A 16942-nucleotide genomic window follows, 5' to 3' on the forward strand; every position below is an offset into this window, starting at 1 on the left:
TAAAGGGGATATGTCAAGACTTATCAAATTTTTTTATTTGCGGGTGAACCCACAGTATCGTAAAAATATATATATTCAATTTCTCTATTTTAACTCATGAATTCTTTTGGGATTATGGAAAACATTAAGGGCTTTTTTAGGAGCAGATTCAAAGCCGGCCTTCTGATTTTGCTGCTGTCGCTAATATGTACACCGAATCCGGCTTCAGCGTGCACAATCTATGTTGTAACGCCCGGCGCGTCCTCGGACAGAAAAACCTACGCCGGTCATACAAACGACGGCGTCGGAAAAGACTGGAGAAATCGTGACGGAATATTCCTCACATACGTCCCGGCGGCTGACCACAAAAAAAACTCCAAAAGGCCGGTCTACTTCGACCCGAACAGCGGGTCTGATGCAGCGGGAGACAAGGGCGGCGGAAGCGACAGGAAAATTTTAGGCTACATAGACCAGATTTCCCACACCTACGCGTATTACACGGCCTCTTACGGAATAATCAACGAAAAAAACCTGGTAAGCGCAGAATGCACCGATTATGCAAAACATGAACCAGGAGCAGAAGAGAAAAAACGCATCTTCTACTCGTCTGAACTGTCCAACATAGCTCTTGAGAGGTGCTCAAAGTCGAAAGAGGCCGTTAAGCTTGTGGGAAAGCTTATCGACGACTACGGGTACTACGGAACCGGCGAGACCCTGATATTTGCCGACGAAAACGAAGCCTGGGTCATAGAGATGTGCGGAAACCCCGCCGGGGACACAGGAGGCCTCTGGGTCGCCATAAAGATTCCGGACGGAGAAATATTCGTCGCTGCAAACGAGTTCAGGATAAGGGAAGTGGAAAAGGACAACCCGGATATCATCTATTCTGAAAACCTTTTTTCGAACGCTGAAAAGGCCGGGCTGTGGAAACCTTCTGACGGGGAGCTGGACTGGCTTTCTACAGTAAGTTACGGGGAGTATTCGCACCCTTATTACTCTCTTATGAGAATCTGGAGACTTGAGAGTACCCTGGCACCGTCTCTTAACCTGAGCCCGTACGTGAAAGACACATACACGCGTGATTACCCGTTCTCTTTTAAGCCGGACGAAAAAGTGACATTTACGCAGGCCCTCAACATGTTCAGGGACCATTATGAAGGAACCGAATTCGACCTTACGAAAGGTGAGGCGGCAGGACCGTTCGGAAACCCTTACCGCTACCTTGGCCCTATGGATGCGCACACCAGTTTCATGAACGAAAATTCAATGGAAATACGTGCAGGTGTAAACGTAAGACCGATATCCGCGATATTCTGCTCATACAGCTACATGACAGAGATAAGACCTGACCTTCCGGACGAACTCAAAGGAGTTATGTGGTTTGGTCCTGCCGTAGCATACGAGACAGTTTATGCCCCCGTATACGCAAATTCACATAAGATATCCGGTTCATACTCTCGCGGAGACCGCCTGGAGTATGACCCTGATGCAGCATACTGGACTTTTGACTTTCTTACAAACTGGGCAATGCTGAAGTACGACGCCATGATAAAGGATATTTCTGAGGAACAGAAAAAAATTGAAGCGAATTCCCTCTCAAAACTTGAAAAAACTGACAAAAAAGCAGGAAAACTCTTTAAAAAAGGCGACAGAAAAAACGCTGAGAAACTTATGACGAAATTTTCCGTAACACGTGGCGACAAAATCATATCCAAATGGAAAGCCCTTACGAAAAAGATGATTGTCAAATATTCCAACGGGCTTGTAACAGACCCAAAGACCGAAAAAGTTGAGGAAAACGGATATCCTGGCTGGTGGTGCGACAATACCGGTTACCAGTATGGTCCGAGGACATACTTCTTCAAAGAGCTTAAAGACACACCCGGACTTGCTTATACCGGCAAAACAGTATCAGTTCCAAAAGACTCAACATTCGGGGAGATCCTTAAGCAAATCAAAAACGATTGAAATTTTTCACTTTTTGAGGAAAAAATAACCTTTTTTTTAATTATTTTTCTCAAAAAAATACCAGAATACGCTTTTTAAGGATATTGTGGTAGAGTACCTCTTTTAAACAGGGACTCTAATTATATATTCTTAATTACGCAATATTTTAAACGCGATATGTCAGAAAACCATCCCGACGAAACAGAAAGGTCAGGAAAAGAGGAAGACAATCCTGATTTCAATAAAAGACACAACTATACAATAACCAGGAGTGCACTGTCCAAAAAAAATGAACATATAACAGCTCAGGGCATATCAGCACTTCAAAATGTTCACGAAGAAGTATACTGGATAGACAAAGAGAAAAAAATAATATTTGCAAACAAAAAAGCATGCGACAACCTTGGATATCTGCCTGAAGAGATAAAACGGAAAAAAATTGATGATATAAGACCAGGAGAGAGAACAAAATTTTCATTTCCGGTATTATGGAAAAAACTGCATAAAAGCGGCGGTGTAATCAGCTATAGCACAGGACACAGGAGATCAGACAATACAGTATACGCTGCAGAATCATGCGCAGGAATGATGGAATTAAACAAAAAAAACATAATCTGCATATTTTCACACAAAACAGGAAGCGAATACAATTCAGAATGCCAGTCACTGCAAACATCATGCAGTCCTTCAAAAAACAATTTCTGCATACTTGACGTCCCGAACGAAAAAAAATGCACCCGGTGTACAATGCATGAAATTCTGAACACAGGGGAAAGTTTTGTCAGGGAGAAGTACAGCACTGACGGCAGATGCTTAAAAATTGCCGGATACCCGGTTTATGACAATTCAGGAAATATTAAAGGAGCTGTTGAATCAGTCCTTGACGTAACATCTGTAAAGGAGACTGAAAGGGCACTGCGGGAGAGTGAAAAACAGTACAAAGACCTTTTCACGACAATGACAAACGCTTTCGCACTTCACGAAATAATTACCGGTAAAGACGGAAATCCCGTTGATTACAGGTATTTAAACGTTAATCCCGCATTTGAAAAGATGACCGGGTTATGTGCGGAAAAAATACAGGGAAAAACGTTTCTTGAAATATTCCCACGCGGAAGAAAGGAGATAATAGAAAGATACGGGCGTGTAGCAAAGACAGGCAAATCCGAAAATTTTTCGGACTACAACCCTGCTTTAAGGCAGTACCACAAGATTCACGTCTACAGCCCGGGAAAAGACCAGTTCGCAGCAATATATACGGATATAACCGACCTTGTAGAACTGAAGCATGAGCAGAAGATAGCTATCGACCAGCTGAACAGAAATTTTGAGGAGCTTGCGATTCTAAACGACGAAATAAGAAATCCTCTCCAGACGATACTCGGTTACATCGACCTTGGAAATTTCATATACTATAATGAGGTAATGGAGCAGATAAAAGCCATCGACAGGCTTGTAAACAGGCTTGACAAAAGATGGCTTGAATCGGAGAAAATAAGGGACTTCTTAAGGAAGCACTATAATTTCAACTGCGAAAAAAGCGACATGAAGTAAAAAAATATGCTTATACTGTTCAATGCATGAAATGTGCATTCTTCCAAAACTTAAACTTTTTTCAGTGCTGTTTTGCCCGGACTATATCAGTCAGATTAAATGCCACCGACTTACAAAATATTCTCCAAGGTTATGGCTACACAATATATGCTTGGAAACGAGGCCATTGCACATGCCTGCTGTGAGGCAGACCTCGATTTTGCAAGCGGCTATCCGGGCACGCCCTCTTCAGAGGTCATAGACACCCTGAGATTTCAGAAAGAGCGTGATTTCTATATAGAATGGTCTGTCAATGAGAAAGTGGCTCTTGAAAACGCCCTCGGCGCCTCGTGGACCGGCGTCCGCTGCCTTGTCACGATGAAACACGTGGGCCTAAACGTTGCGGCAGACCCCCTCATGACAAGCGGCTACACGGGAGTCCGCGGGGGCCTTGTCATACTTTCGGCAGACGACCCGTTTGCACACAGCTCCCAGAACGAGCAGGACTCAAGGATATACGCAAAGTTTGCAGGGATTTTGTGCCTTGACCCTTCAAACCTCCAGGAGGCGCACGACATGATGAAACAGGCATACGGGCTGTCGGAAGAGTTCTCTCTGCCTGTCCTGTTCCGCCCGACGACACGCATATGCCACTCAAAAAGCGATGTCAAGATAGATAAATGCGGACAGGAGCACAGGAAGGGAAGTTTTGAAAAAGACCCGTCCCAGTATGTCGTAATTCCCGTGCACACACGCATTCTTCACAAAAAGCTTGACGAAAAACAGGCCTCACTTGCAAAAAGACTTGTAGAATCCGGGTACAACTTCTGCGAAGTCAGGGGAAAAACTGCTGTCATAACAAGCGGAATTGCGGCTGAATACGTAAAGGAGATAATTCCCGAAGATGTCTCTTTTGCAAAAATAGGCGCATACCCCATAGATTCAGAATGGCTTAAAGGATTCGTATCAAAGCACGAAAAAGTCCTTGTCGTAGAAGAGCTCTCACCTGTAGTCGAGGAGGAAGTCAGGCAGGCCGCAGTAAAAACAACGGTTTTCGGGAAAAAGGACGGATGCGTCCCTTACGAAGGCGAACTCGACCCGGAAAGAACTGCACTTGCATTTGAAAAGGCCGGATTTAAGCACAGTAAAAATTATCCACACCCCGTGCCTGCCGAAGGGCTTCCGCCAAGACCTCCGATTCTCTGTGCGGGATGCGGACACAGGGCGACATTCTACGCCATGAAGAAGGTCTTCGGAAAAAGCGCAGTTTATCCGTCTGACATCGGATGTTATACTCTCGGAATTCAGCTCGGAACCGTCGATACGACTATATGCATGGGGGCATCGATAACTGTAGGGAGCGGGATTTCCCATTCGGGCGACGAAAGCGACGTTGTCTGTACAATCGGGGATTCGACCTTCCTTCATACCGGAATACAGGGTCTTTTGAACGCAGTCTACAACGGCGCCAACATGACAGTCGTAATCCTTGACAACAGAATTACTGCAATGACAGGCCACCAGCCCAACCCGAATACCGGGCTTACGGCAAAAGGAGAGACCTCACCCTCAATATCTCTTGAGACAATATGCAGGGCGTGCGGTGCCTCATTCGTCGAGACAATTAACCCGTACGACCTTACGTCCATGCTTAACACTTTCAAATCGGCAAAGAGCACGAAAGGCGTAAAGGTTGTCATATCAAGACAGCCATGCGTAATCGCCTCGAGAAAACAGGGCATTAAGAGAAGACATTATACCGTAAACCCCGACGCCTGCATAGGCTGCAGGGCGTGCGTAAGGTTCGGATGCCCGGCAATAGAGTTCAGGGACGAAAAGTCGTCGATAAACGAGCTGTGTTCCGGGTGCGGTGTATGCTCCGACATCTGCCCGAAAGGGGCGATAATCCCGGAGGGAAACTAGATGACTGAAAGCTTTGACCTTCTCATCGTCGGAGTAGGAGGACAGGGAACAATCCTTGCGTCAAACATCATAGGAGAGGCATGCATTCTCGAAAAGAGAAGCGTAAGGTCGGCGGAGACTCACGGGATGGCCCAGAGAGGGGGATCGGTCGAGACGCACATAAGAATCGACGGAATCTATGGTCCTCTCATATCTCCGGGAGGAGCTGACCTCATCATATCGTTTGACCTCCTGGAAGCACTGAGATACCGTCATTTCCTCAAAGAAGGAGGTATTATTGTCTCCGCATCAGGAATTGTGGTCCCGGTATCAGCATTCCAGAACAACCTTGAGATACCCTCTGAAGAGTGGATTTTAAGCCGGCTTGAGGACGTAAACCTGATTAAAGTCGATGCAGAGAAAGCTGCCCGTGAAGCCGGAAGCATACTCTCGCAGAACGTTGTTATGCTCGGTGCGGCCTCCCATTACCTCCCGCTTAAAAAGGAGACGCTTCTTGAGGCGGTAAAGATGCTCGTCCCGAAAAAGACCGTTGAAGTCAACGAGAAAGCATTTATTCTCGGTTTTGAACGTTCAGAACAGACTAAATAACTATTATTTTTCAGGCTGCGGAAATTATAATCACATGTATTAATTCAGGTGGTTACAGGGTTTTCGGCCTGACAGCCGTGCAGAATAAAGATATATAGAATCAAATCTCCATAATCCCTTATAGATTACAAAAATATTTTTCATAAAGAACCGTTTTCAGAAATATTATTCTGAAAAACGTGCATAACGAACAGTTTAAATGAAGATGCCCAGAAATACTCATAAAGCAAAAATGACGGAAAAAATGGTATATGGCGGCGCTATTCTTTCGGCAGGGAGCATAATCGTCGCAGGAATTGCCCTTATATTAATTATCATTTCAGTAAACGCCGGAGAAGAATTAGGCGGCATCATATACGTCCTGCCTGTAGCAGCAGTGTTCATCGTTGCAGGAATTGCCGCAATTCTCTACGGCTCAAGAGAAGAAGAAATATAATACTTAAAAATACACTTCTTTTTTAGGAAATGGCATCTGTAAGGATATGTTTTGCACAGGCAGGTCCCGCGTGGGAAAATCCCCGTAAAAGCATGGACAAAGCCGGTATTTATGCAAAAGAGGCATCAGAAAAAGCCGCCGGCATAATAATATTTCCCGAGCAGTATGCAACAGGCTGGGACCCGGAATCAAACGAAAACATGTCCGGCCCGGATGGCTTCATCCCCCGGACTTTCAGAAAAATTGCAGAGGAGAATAATATTGCTGTCCTCGGCTCTTTCAGGGAAATAACGGAAGAAAACACTTACGGCCCGGCAAAACCGAAAAACACCTCGGTCTTCTATGACGAAAACGGGAGGCTTCTGGCAAAGTACTCAAAAATTCATCTTTTTTCACCCGGAAACGAGGACAGGTTCTTTCTTTCCGGGGACATGCCCGCCGTTTTTGATTATAAGGGAATAAGGTTCGGGCTTTCGGTATGCTATGACCTGAGATTTTCAGACCTCTATTCATACTACTGCAAAAAAGGGTGCGAGTGCATTTTCGTCCAGGCAGCCTGGCCGAAAAAAAGAATGAAGCACTGGAGACTATTCATTCATTCACGAGCAGTCGAAAACCAGTACTTTGTCGCAGGAGTAAATACGACCGGAAACACTTCCGTCGACGAATATCCGGGAGGCTCCCTTCTCGTGTCACCTTCAGGTGAAGACATCCTTGAGGCTGGAGAAAACGAAGACTTATATTATGCTGAAATCGACCCTTACGTTGTGAAAGAGACCAGAAAAAAATTCTGTTCACTTTCGGACCGCAGGGACGACTTATACATAAAATGGGGAAGATAGAAGTATTTTAGAGAAATATGAGAGGAGAGCAGCATGTTTTTTTCAGTCTCCTTTCGGCTGCGGTATTCTTCCCGCTGATTTACGGCAGAGTTGAGGACATACTTTTAATTCCGGCGGTTTTCGGGATATTCATAGGCTCTCTTGCACCCGATGCCGACGCGGCCGACTCCGCCATAATGCACGGGCTTATGGGAGGACGCGGCGGTGCAAGAAAGCTGAGACGTCACACGGTTCTCATACTGCCGGTATTCGGCTACATCATAAGATACTTCATATACTACCCCGTGTCCCTTCTGGTATACATCTTCACGTTAGGGCGCATCAGGCCGAAACACAGGGGGCTTTTGCATTCCATGTTAGGCATTGCGGCAGCTTCGGTGCTTTTATGGGTTTACATATGCATAGCATCAAAACTGATTACCAATGATTTTATGACGGTCTCAATTCCTGCGGGGGTATTCTGCGCAGGTGTCCTTTCAGGCTCCTTTCTTCACCTCCTCGAAGATTCGTGTACACATGAAGGCGTTTTCTGGCTTTTTCCTTTAAGCTGCACGAAGGTGTCGGGGACAGTTGCCCCCGGAAGCAGAAGGTACTGGTTAATCGCACTTGTCATCGGGGTCACAGCCGTTATGGCGCTTTTTTTTGCCCTCGACAGGAGCATAAAAAACACTACTGAGATCATTCTTCCTTTCGTACTCTTTGTCTTCGAATGGTCGGCCGTATTTTTAATCTCAGGCGTGCACAGGGGCTGACCGGTACCTCCATCCACTACCTATAACTCCTCTGCGGACAGAAACTCATAATCATGTTTCGTCTAGTCTGTGTAAACTGCGGCGCAGAATACGACCAGAATGAGATAATATACAGGTGTAAACACTGCAATCATCTCCTTAAAGTTGAATATGACCTTGATACGCTGAATATCTCGCGTGAAGAGTGGAACAAAAGACCTCTCCGCCTCTGGAGATACAAAGAGCTTCTCCCGGTAAAAGGGGAGCCTGTAACCCTGCAGGAAGGCGGAACACAGATGTACCACCTGAAAAAGATAGGCGAGGAACTCGGGCTTAAAAACCTGTACGCAAAACACGAAGGCATGAACCCTTCAGGGTCATTCAAGGACAGGGGAATGACTGTAGGCGTTTCAATGGCGCTTCAGCTAGGAATGAAGACCGTTGCATGCGCAAGCACAGGCAACACCTCGGCAAGTCTTGCGGTATATGCTGCAAAGGCAGGAATCCCTGCGGTTGTCCTTCTCCCGGCAGGGAAGGTTGCACTTGGAAAGATTGCCCAGGCCCTTATGCACGGAGCAAGGGTTATTGCAATACGCGGAAATTTCGACAGGGCGCTTGAGATGGTAAACGACCTCTGTATAAAAGAGGGGCTTTATCTTTTAAACTCGGTCAACCCTTACCGCCTTGAAGGCCAGAAAACCATAGGCTTTGAGGCAGTCGACCAGCTTGGGTGCGTCCCCGACAGGTTTGTTCTTCCGGTAGGAAACGCCGGAAACATATCAGCCGTATACAAAGGCCTTCTTGAATACCAGGACCTCGGGTTCATCGATTCTCTTCCGAAGATGACAGGTGTCCAGGCAGAAGGGGCAAGTCCTGTAGTAAATGCAATCGAAAAGAATCTTGATGTTCTTGTCCCTGAAAAGAACCCTGAAACCGTAGCGACAGCCATAAGAATAGGTGCACCTGTCAACGCCGAAAAGGCTCTTGCAGCAATAAGAAACACTGGCGGCTGTGCACTCTCCGTAACCGACGACGAAATTCTTTCCATGCAGAAAGACCTTGCAAGAAAAGAGGGGATAGGTGTAGAGCCTGCCTCGGCCGCGTCTGTTGCAGGAATCAAAAAGATGGCCGAAGAAGGCCTTCTGGACAGTGACGAGAAAATTGTATGTGTGGTTACAGGACACCTCTTAAAAGACCCTGAAACGGTGATCAAACAATGCGACCCGCCGACAGAGATAGATGCAGATTTAGAGTCACTTCTTTCTGTGCTGCACTGATAATACTATCATCCCTCGTTTTTTGCGTATCAGGGCTTAATGCATCGTATTATGTCTATGAAAACGCATCTTCATACCACGCGTCGGTTGATATCCAAAATCTTGACGGTTTTGAATTTCTTCAGCCCGGAATTCTAGGCGAAAAAGTTCCGCTTGAGGTCTCAAACGTCTCACTTGCATATGAAAACGGGACAAACGCCACATTTGAGGACAAGGGCAGAAGCATCACCTTTGAGAAGGGCAACTATACCGCAGGCTATGACGCAGAGCTTAAAAACAAAGACTTTCAGGTACTCTTCGACAATTTCTATAACGTAACGCTGTACCTTCCGAAAGGCTATGACGTCAGAAACCCGCTTCTGGGAACGGTAAGCACAGGCGGGTCTGCAACGGAAAACAACGGCACAGTGCAGATAGACTGGACAAGGAAATCCTACGCGGAAGCAAGGTTTTACGATGCCTTTCAAGTCGAGATTCTGACAATTTTCGGGACTTTCTGGATTGCACTTGTGGCAGTCTTTCTTGTACCATACATACTATCAAGGAGAAAGAGTCAGTAAATCAAAAAACAAAAAATGATTATTTTTTTATTGCCCGAACTGTTCATCCAGGCTGTTTTCAATTTTATCCAGGGCATCCGCAATACGCGAAGACAATTCCTTGCCCCTGCTGTCATCAACGTATACCAGGTACTGGCCGACAACTATCGGAACGCCAGGGTTTTTCAGCTTTCCTATAACCCTCGAATTGAATGACAATATAGCCGCATCCCTTGAAGCCGAGCTGTTGAAAGCCTGCGTATATACAACAAGTCTTTCATCCGGATCAGTGCAGTTTCCCGAGAACGTGTAAGTCTTACCGCCTTCTGCTCCCGGAATGTCCCATACAGAATCATTGACGCTGCATATTGAAAGTCCGGCAAGTTCCGCAGCCTCAACTACAGGGTCATTTTCCATTTCACTGTAAGGAGACGACCCGTGCATAAACACGGCAATACTCACAGGTATAATCATTATCGCGATTACAAGCACAATACACCCCAGAATAAACTCCTGCTTTTCATTCATTTCTTCACACCTCCTCCTTTTTTACACCCTTTTTCCACCACGGTTTTTTCAGCTTCAGGAAAATCACCGGCGGGACTGCCAGGACAAACGTCCCGAGAAGGACTGATGCGATATAGCCGAAAGTGTTCGAGTAATAGTTAGGCGGCATAAGTCCTACCAGAAACGAAAACGACACTCCTACAAGACCGAGACCTCCCACAAGCCATACTCCAACCTTTCCGCCGGGTATTTTAAAAGCACGGGGCTTGTCGGGCTGGCTGTAGCGCAGTTTTATAAGAGCTGCAAAAACGAGGAAATATACTATGCACAAAAGCTCGACAGTCATAGCGGAAAGAATCCAGTATGCCTGGTTTACGGATGGCAGGAACACGTAGAGAAGTGAGATTGCAGAGCCTATAAGGGCCTGGGTGACAAGTACGGCAACAGGGGCCCCGTATTTGTTCGTCCTGTCAAACATCGGAGGCATGTTTCCCTCCTCTGCAACAACACCAAGGCCCTTTGCAGGACCTATAAGCCATGCTGCAAGGGATACAACACCCCCGATTGCTATTAAAATGCCCATCGGACCGACAAGGCCGGAAAGACCTGACGAGTCGAAGAAGTACTGTATAGCCTGCATGACACCCGATGCAAGGTTGAGCTTTTCAGCAGGTATCACAAAAGCGATTGCAAGGGTTGCGGCAACGCTGCAGAGAAATATTATTACTGCCGATATGCCGATTGCCCTTGGAAAATCCTCCTGTGGGTTTCTGACCTCAAGGGCGTGAAAGCCCGCCATCTCCATTCCGGCGAACAGAAGAATCACCGTCGAGAAGAAAGGCAGGGTCCCGAGGTTTATCTCCGGGACCAACACTGAAAAGGAAAACTGCGGCAGTACAATTGCTTTGCCCGACAAAAACCACCATAAACCGAGAAGAGTTATCAGAACGGCCGGGATGATGCTTCCGACGATGACACCGAAATTGCTCATTTTTGCTGAAGCGTCCTCACCAAAATAGGCGACCGCCGTAGTCCCCCAGAATGCAATCATCATCACGGTAAACATATAGTAAGGGCTCTGCGAAAGCTCAGGCGTAAGCCCGAAGGCAAGGGTTGCAGCAATAAATGAGAGGACTGTCGGAAACCACACAAGATTGTTCGACCACTCGCAGAAAAGAGCGATAAAACCGTCCTTTTCACCGAAAGCCTGCTTCACCCACGCATAGACACCCCCGCCTTCCGGCCATCCCGTGGCAAGTTCGGCCCCGGCGAGGGAAATAGGGATTAAAAAAAAGATAGTCCCTATTATGTACCAGCCTATGCACGACCACCCATAAATTGCCATTGACGGAAAATTTCTTATGCTCAAAACCGCGGCAACGTTTATCATTGCCAGGGTAAATACTCCCAGATACTTTTTTTTGCCTGAAAAAACACTTTTCGGCTCATTTTCAGCCATGATATCACTCCTTTGTGCAGTAGATCATGTACTCCCCGTTTATGTTTTCGACACCGTGTATGTCATGCGAAAATCCCGGGAACTTTTTGTCAAACTCCTGCAGTGCAATAAGATAACTTAAAACAGGGCCATTGGATTTTCCGGCAGCCTCACCGGGCGCAAGAACTGGTATTCCGGGGGGGTAAGGGAAAACGCCTGTTGCAACTATCCTGTCCTGCATCTTTGATACAGGCACCTGCTCGACGTCCCCTTTTACAAGTTTTTTGTAAGTGTCGGCGTAAGTTGCAACCTGCTCGGGAAGCTTTTCGTAGGCTTTTTCAAGAAGTTCTCCCTGCTTTGTGCTTCTCATATAGTCATGCATCTCCTTTACGAGTTCCGTTAAGGTCATACCTCCGTATCTTTCAGGATAAGTTTTTGAAAGAACCGGGAAGACCTCTTCAAGAGGCGACCCTTCGTCGTAGTGCTTCTTGAACTCGAAGAGTTCGGTAACAAGAGTTCCCCATTTTCCTTTGGTTATCCCCATCGAGAAGAGAAACAGGATATTGTAGTCACCCGATTTTTCTATGACGATACCCCTCTTGTCAAGGAACCTGACTACAATAGCCGCAGGAATTCCCCATTCGGCAAGTGAACCGTCATCGTTTACACCCGGCATAAGGACTGTCACCTTAATCGGGTCAAGCATGCAGTAGTCGTCGGGAAGACCTTTGAACCCGTGCCACGAATCGCCCGGGTGAAGCACCCAGCAGGACGGATTTTTGCCCAGGAGGTCCAGGGAAGCGTCGCAGAACTCAATCTGCTTTCCGGTGTTCATGTCGGTAACATGGTCAGGCTGCCACATGCCGAACCACCAGTCCTTTCCGGTTCCTACCTCCCTCTTTATCCTCGCCATCATCCTTCGAAACCTTATCGCATCCTCAATAGGCTCCTGGGTCAGCATCCTGCCCGATGCTCCGTCCATCATCTTCGATGATACGTCACAGGACGCAATTATCGTATAAAGCGGGGATGTCGACGAGTTCATCATGAATGCCTCGTTGAACCTCGAGTGCTCAACAGGAACCCTGCCGTTTCTGACATGGACCATGGAAGCCTGGGAAAGTGCTGCAAGAAGTTTGTGCGTAGACTGCGTGGCAAAGACAGTCGGACCTTCGGGGTCCTTTGCACCGTCCCTCATTGCAAAGCGGTCACGGTAAAGCGGGTTAAACCTTGCGTAGCCGTACCATGCCTCGTCAAAGTGGATGCTGTCAACACTTTTTCCAAGCTCTTTTTCTACCCATACCGCCTGATAGCAGAGGCCGTCATACGTGGAATTCGTTATAATCGCATGAACGGGTTTTTTGTCCTTGCAATCTTTTGCAAGCGGCGATTTCTCTATTTTTTTCTTTATTGTGGCAGGAGAGAACTCTTCAGGGCTAATCGGGCCGATTATTCCGTACCTGTTCCTTGTCGGTATCATATAGACAGGGACAGCGTGCGTCATCGTTATGGAGTGTTCAGCCGATTTGTGGCAGTTTCTGTCGACAAGGACTATGTCCCCCTCGGTGACACGGCCGAAGAATACAATCTTGTTCGACGTCGATGTCCCGTTTGTGACAAAATACGTCCTGTCAGCTCCAAACACCTTTGCGGCATACTTTTCAGCCTCTCCGACAGGACCCGAGTGGTCAAGAAGCGACCCCAGCTCTCCTACGGATATGGAGAGGTCTGACCTGAACAGCTGCTCGCCGAAAAAGTTGAAAAACGCTCTTCCAGCAGGAGATTTTCTGAATGCGGTTCCTCCTGCGTGCCCGGGCGTATGCCATGAATATTCAAAGTCATGCGAGAACCTTACGAGTTCACCGAAAAAAGGCGGCAGAAGCCCGCTGCGATACCTCCTTGCAGCGGCGGTTATTCTTCCGGCAAGAAACTCCGCCGTATCGTCCATAACCCATACGAACTCGTTTACTTCGCGGATTATATCAATTGTAAGGGTAGTAGGAGGGTCACGTGTAGGCTCTCCAATCATAAAGAGAGGAATATCCTCGTTTCTTTCCCTTATTGCAGAGATCATTTCACCGGCCACGTTCCTGTTATCATCCCCTTCACCGAGGTTCCAGTTTATAAGTATACAGTCTGCCCCGGGAAGGTTTGAAAGGGCGGCTTTTGCATCTTCATATGACACGAATTTCGTTACAAGTATTCCGTAACCTGAAAGGTCGTCAATTATGCGGTTTATCGCATTGCCTTCAGGAGTGTTTGAATTAACGGAACCATCAACTACAGCAACCTGTAGAACTTCTTCAGGATTCATAATATACCCCCTTTATCTTCACCAGATGTCAGGGTACGGCATAAATTTCTTTTTTAGCGGACAACTGGTTAAAATGATTACCTGCTCCAATATTATTTATATATATCGCGAATTAAACGCCTAAAATGATTTTTAAAAGATTTATCAGCATAAAAATGGCAATATATGAAGATAAGAACCTGTATATTTTCCTGTCAGACAGTTAAACTATTATTCTATCCTGTAGATGTTATGTATAATTCCATCCTTTTTCAGGCCAGACCTCACAAGTTCCATGGAAAAAGGAACATTTACGTTTTCAAAAAGTTTTCTGGACCCTCTTCCTGCAACCACAGGGTATACTAGAAGACTTAAAACGTCTGCCAGGCCCTCGTTTAAAATTACTCCGTTCAAAGTCCCGCCGCTGTCAGAGACTACCCTCCTGAAACCGTACCTTCTCTCCGCTTCCTTTAGTGCAGAATAAAGGGATATCCTGTCAGAACCTGAAACAATATAGTCATAGCCACGCCCCTCAAGGTAGCTGACGTAATTTTTCGGTGTCGTTTCTGATATCAGGACGACGACGTTTTTTATGTGCGAAAGACGCCTGTAGAAATGGAGTTTACCTAAAAGAAGACCCCTGCTGTCAACGAAAATCCCGCAGGGCCTTTTGTCCGAAGGGTCGGTCTGCGGTTTTATGAAATCACTTTCCTCCTCGCGGGGAAAATCATCACCGCACATTTCGGCTCCCTTTACGGACGAACCTGAGCCTATAATCAGCGCATCAGGTTCAAAAGACAAAAGAACTTCATAATGAAGTCCTATATCAATGCCCTTTTTGGCAAATGCATCTGCTGTAAAAGCGTTGTCAAGGGTGACACTGTTGTGTACGATAACTTCAGGCGACATGACCTGAGATAGACATTTTTAGTATAATAACATATGACCCTGCAGCGCGAAAATGATATAATAAAGCAGAAAAAATTTCTTTATAAAAAATATTTAGTGGTGGTGGGACTCTTTTCCGGGCTTTTCCTCCCACGGGGCAAGCCCCTGCTTTACGCGGTAGTCGTTTATCGCCTTGTGGATTGCGTCCTCTGCAAGGACAGAGCAGTGCATCTTCTGCGGGGGGAGACCCTCAAGTGCCTCCGCAACGGCCTTGTTTGAGAGCTCCCACGCCTCTTCAAGAGTCTTTCCCTTGATTAGCTCGGTCGCCATGCTTGACGAAGCTATCGCGGCACCGCACCCGAAAGTCTGAAACTTCACGTCGGTTACGATGTTGCCCCTCACTTTCAGGTAAATCTTCATTATGTCGCCGCACTGCGGGTTTCCTTCTTCTCCTATCCCGTCAGCGTCCTCTATAACTCCCTGGTTTCTCGGGTTTTCGAAATGATCCATCACTGTTTCGTTGTAATTCATATACACCACCTTTTTTTATCCTTAAATCTGCGGGCGCAATAACGTTTTCCGGTACAAAGCGGATTTACAGCATATCCCGGTAAAAATCCGCCCTGTACAGGAAAAACCTTCGCCCGTATTCTCTTCTCAGCCTTTTCCTTTTTTCTTTATTATTCCTGATTTATGTCCTCAGTTCCGAAGGCGTCAGAGGAGACATGTTCCTCAGCTTTTGGACAATTTCAGGAACAACCTTTAAAACGTAGTCGACATCCGCATCAGTCGTGTCCTCTCCGATTGTAAGCCGAAGCGACCCGTGCACTATCTCCTGCGGAAGACCGATTGCAGTGAGGACATGCGACGGCTCAAGAGACGACGAGTTGCAGGCGCTTCCTGTCGATGCCGCAACTCCCCTGCGGTTTAGCATAAGGAGTATCGACTCGCCTTCGATATACTCGAAGATTACATTCACGTTGTTTGCAAGCCTCTTTTCAGGGTGACCGTTGAGGCGCGATTTTGGTATCTTCAGAAGGCCGTCGATAAGCCTGTCGCGAAGCCTTGTAAGCCTTTTGTTCGTATCCTTCATCTCCTTTACCGAAAGCCCGAGGGCCAGGCCGAGACCGACGATTCCGGGGACGTTTTCGGTCCCTGCACGCCTCTTTCTCTCCTGGTCCCCGCCGTGGAGCAGGGGGTCAATCTTTACGCCCTTTCTTATGTAGAGGACTCCAGTCCCCTTCGGGCCGTTGAACTTGTGGCCCGAAATCGACAGCACGTCGATGTTCATCGAGGAGACATCTATCGGGACATGCCCTGCCGCCTGGACTGCGTCTGTGTGGAACAAAACACCCTTTTCACGGGCTATTCTGCCGATTTCCGCTACAGGCTCTATAGTCCCGATTTCGTTGTTTGCAAACATTATCGTGATTAAAATCGTATCGTCCCTGATAGCTTTCTCAACGTCCTCCGGGTCGATGAGCCCGTACTTGTCGACAGGAAGGTACGTGACCTCAAAGCCCTGCTTTTCAAGCCAGCCGCAGGTGTATGAGACTGCATGGTGCTCGATTGAACTTGTAATAATGTGCTTTCCCTTGTTTTTGTTTGCAAAGGCAGCACCTTTTACCGCCCAGTTGTCAGATTCCGTCCCGCACGAAGTGAAATATATCTCTTTAGGATCTGCTCCGATTGCGTCTGCGACCTGCCCGCGTGCCTTTGAGACGGCCTCACGTGAGACCTGTGCTATTGTATACAGTGAAGACGGGTTCCCGAAGTTCTGCGTCATAAAAGGGACCATCGCTTTGACTACCTCAGGTCTTACAGGCGTCGTTGCGGCGTTGTCCATGTAAATCATATGCTCTTCTGGTTTTTCCATATCCTGGTTATCTCCTTTTTTTGACTGGTGCTTATAGTAGAATTTAACTGTACTGCTTCTCTTCCGGATTGGTTTTGCACCGGAATTATCTTTTGCTTTTCTCATAAGAGAAGCAAATCCGGCCGCAGCAGTTGCCACCGGCAAA

General features: G+C 46.9%; 15 protein-coding genes. 9 read left to right on the plus strand and 6 right to left on the minus strand.

The window, feature by feature from the left end; genetic code table 11:
* Nucleotides 1–96: 96 nt before the first annotated feature.
* The 9 genes from J2128_RS10430 to J2128_RS10470 all read left to right on the plus strand — a co-directional run bounded on the left by J2128_RS10430 (nt 97) and on the right by J2128_RS10470 (nt 9816).
* Nucleotides 97–1947 (plus strand): dipeptidase, encoded by a 1851-nt coding sequence (locus J2128_RS10430; RefSeq protein ID WP_245323616.1) that lies wholly within the window; start codon nt 97–99, stop codon nt 1945–1947.
* Nucleotides 1948–2103: 156 nt separating this feature from the next.
* A complete protein-coding gene (locus J2128_RS10435; protein ID WP_209691338.1) occupies nt 2104–3480 on the plus strand; it encodes a PAS domain S-box protein in 1377 nt (458 codons plus the stop codon).
* A gap of 132 nt (nt 3481–3612) precedes the next feature.
* Entirely contained in the window at nt 3613–5382 is a 1770-nt protein-coding gene (gene iorA, locus J2128_RS10440; protein WP_209691340.1) for an indolepyruvate ferredoxin oxidoreductase subunit alpha, read from the plus strand.
* Nucleotides 5383–5970 carry an indolepyruvate oxidoreductase subunit beta gene (locus tag J2128_RS10445; protein ID WP_209691342.1) on the plus strand — a complete coding sequence of 196 codons (588 nt, stop codon included), beginning with the start codon at nt 5383–5385 and terminating at the stop codon, nt 5968–5970.
* A gap of 199 nt (nt 5971–6169) precedes the next feature.
* On the plus strand, nt 6170–6406 hold the full coding sequence (locus J2128_RS10450; RefSeq protein ID WP_209691344.1) for a hypothetical protein: 237 nt from the start codon (nt 6170–6172) through the stop codon (nt 6404–6406).
* Between the two features lie 29 nt (nt 6407–6435).
* Nucleotides 6436–7248 (plus strand): nitrilase-related carbon-nitrogen hydrolase, encoded by an 813-nt coding sequence (locus tag J2128_RS10455; protein ID WP_209691346.1) that lies wholly within the window; start codon nt 6436–6438, stop codon nt 7246–7248.
* A 17-nt stretch (nt 7249–7265) separates the two neighbouring features.
* On the plus strand, nt 7266–8000 hold the full coding sequence (locus tag J2128_RS10460; protein WP_209691348.1) for a metal-dependent hydrolase: 735 nt from the start codon (nt 7266–7268) through the stop codon (nt 7998–8000).
* A gap of 53 nt (nt 8001–8053) precedes the next feature.
* Nucleotides 8054–9256: a threonine synthase gene (gene thrC / locus J2128_RS10465; RefSeq protein ID WP_209691350.1), complete on the plus strand. Its 1203-nt coding sequence runs from the start codon at nt 8054–8056 to the stop codon at nt 9254–9256.
* A complete protein-coding gene (locus J2128_RS10470; protein WP_209691358.1) occupies nt 9196–9816 on the plus strand; it encodes a DUF5803 family protein in 621 nt (206 codons plus the stop codon). The genes thrC and J2128_RS10470 overlap by 61 nt, the downstream gene beginning before the upstream one ends.
* A 27-nt stretch (nt 9817–9843) precedes the next feature.
* On the opposite strand, the gene J2128_RS10475 is transcribed toward J2128_RS10470, so the two are convergent.
* The 6 genes from J2128_RS10475 to nifS all read right to left on the minus strand — a co-directional run bounded on the left by J2128_RS10475 (nt 9844) and on the right by nifS (nt 16797).
* On the minus strand, nt 9844–10323 hold the full coding sequence (locus J2128_RS10475) for a hypothetical protein (RefSeq protein ID WP_209691360.1): 480 nt from the start codon (nt 10321–10323) through the stop codon (nt 9844–9846).
* Between the two features lie 4 nt (nt 10324–10327).
* Nucleotides 10328–11761, minus strand: coding sequence for an amino acid permease (locus J2128_RS10480; RefSeq protein ID WP_209691362.1), 1434 nt, complete (start codon nt 11759–11761; stop codon nt 10328–10330).
* Between the two features lie 4 nt (nt 11762–11765).
* Nucleotides 11766–14054, minus strand: a complete 2289-nt coding sequence (locus J2128_RS10485; RefSeq protein WP_209691364.1) for an Orn/Lys/Arg decarboxylase N-terminal domain-containing protein — start codon at nt 14052–14054, stop codon at nt 11766–11768.
* Between the two features lie 210 nt (nt 14055–14264).
* Nucleotides 14265–14942 carry a dihydrofolate reductase family protein gene (locus J2128_RS10490; RefSeq protein ID WP_209691366.1) on the minus strand — a complete coding sequence of 226 codons (678 nt, stop codon included), beginning with the start codon at nt 14940–14942 and terminating at the stop codon, nt 14265–14267.
* A 93-nt stretch (nt 14943–15035) separates the two neighbouring features.
* Nucleotides 15036–15452 carry a Fe-S cluster assembly scaffold protein NifU gene (nifU, locus tag J2128_RS10495; protein WP_209691368.1) on the minus strand — a complete coding sequence of 139 codons (417 nt, stop codon included), beginning with the start codon at nt 15450–15452 and terminating at the stop codon, nt 15036–15038.
* Between the two features lie 160 nt (nt 15453–15612).
* Complete coding sequence (gene nifS, locus J2128_RS10500; protein WP_209691712.1) at nt 15613–16797, minus strand: cysteine desulfurase NifS; 1185 nt, start codon at nt 16795–16797, stop codon at nt 15613–15615.
* Between the last annotated feature and the right edge of the window lie 145 nt (nt 16798–16942).

The organism is Methanomicrobium sp. W14, assembly GCF_017875315.1.
Lineage (GTDB): Archaea > Halobacteriota > Methanomicrobia > Methanomicrobiales > Methanomicrobiaceae > Methanomicrobium.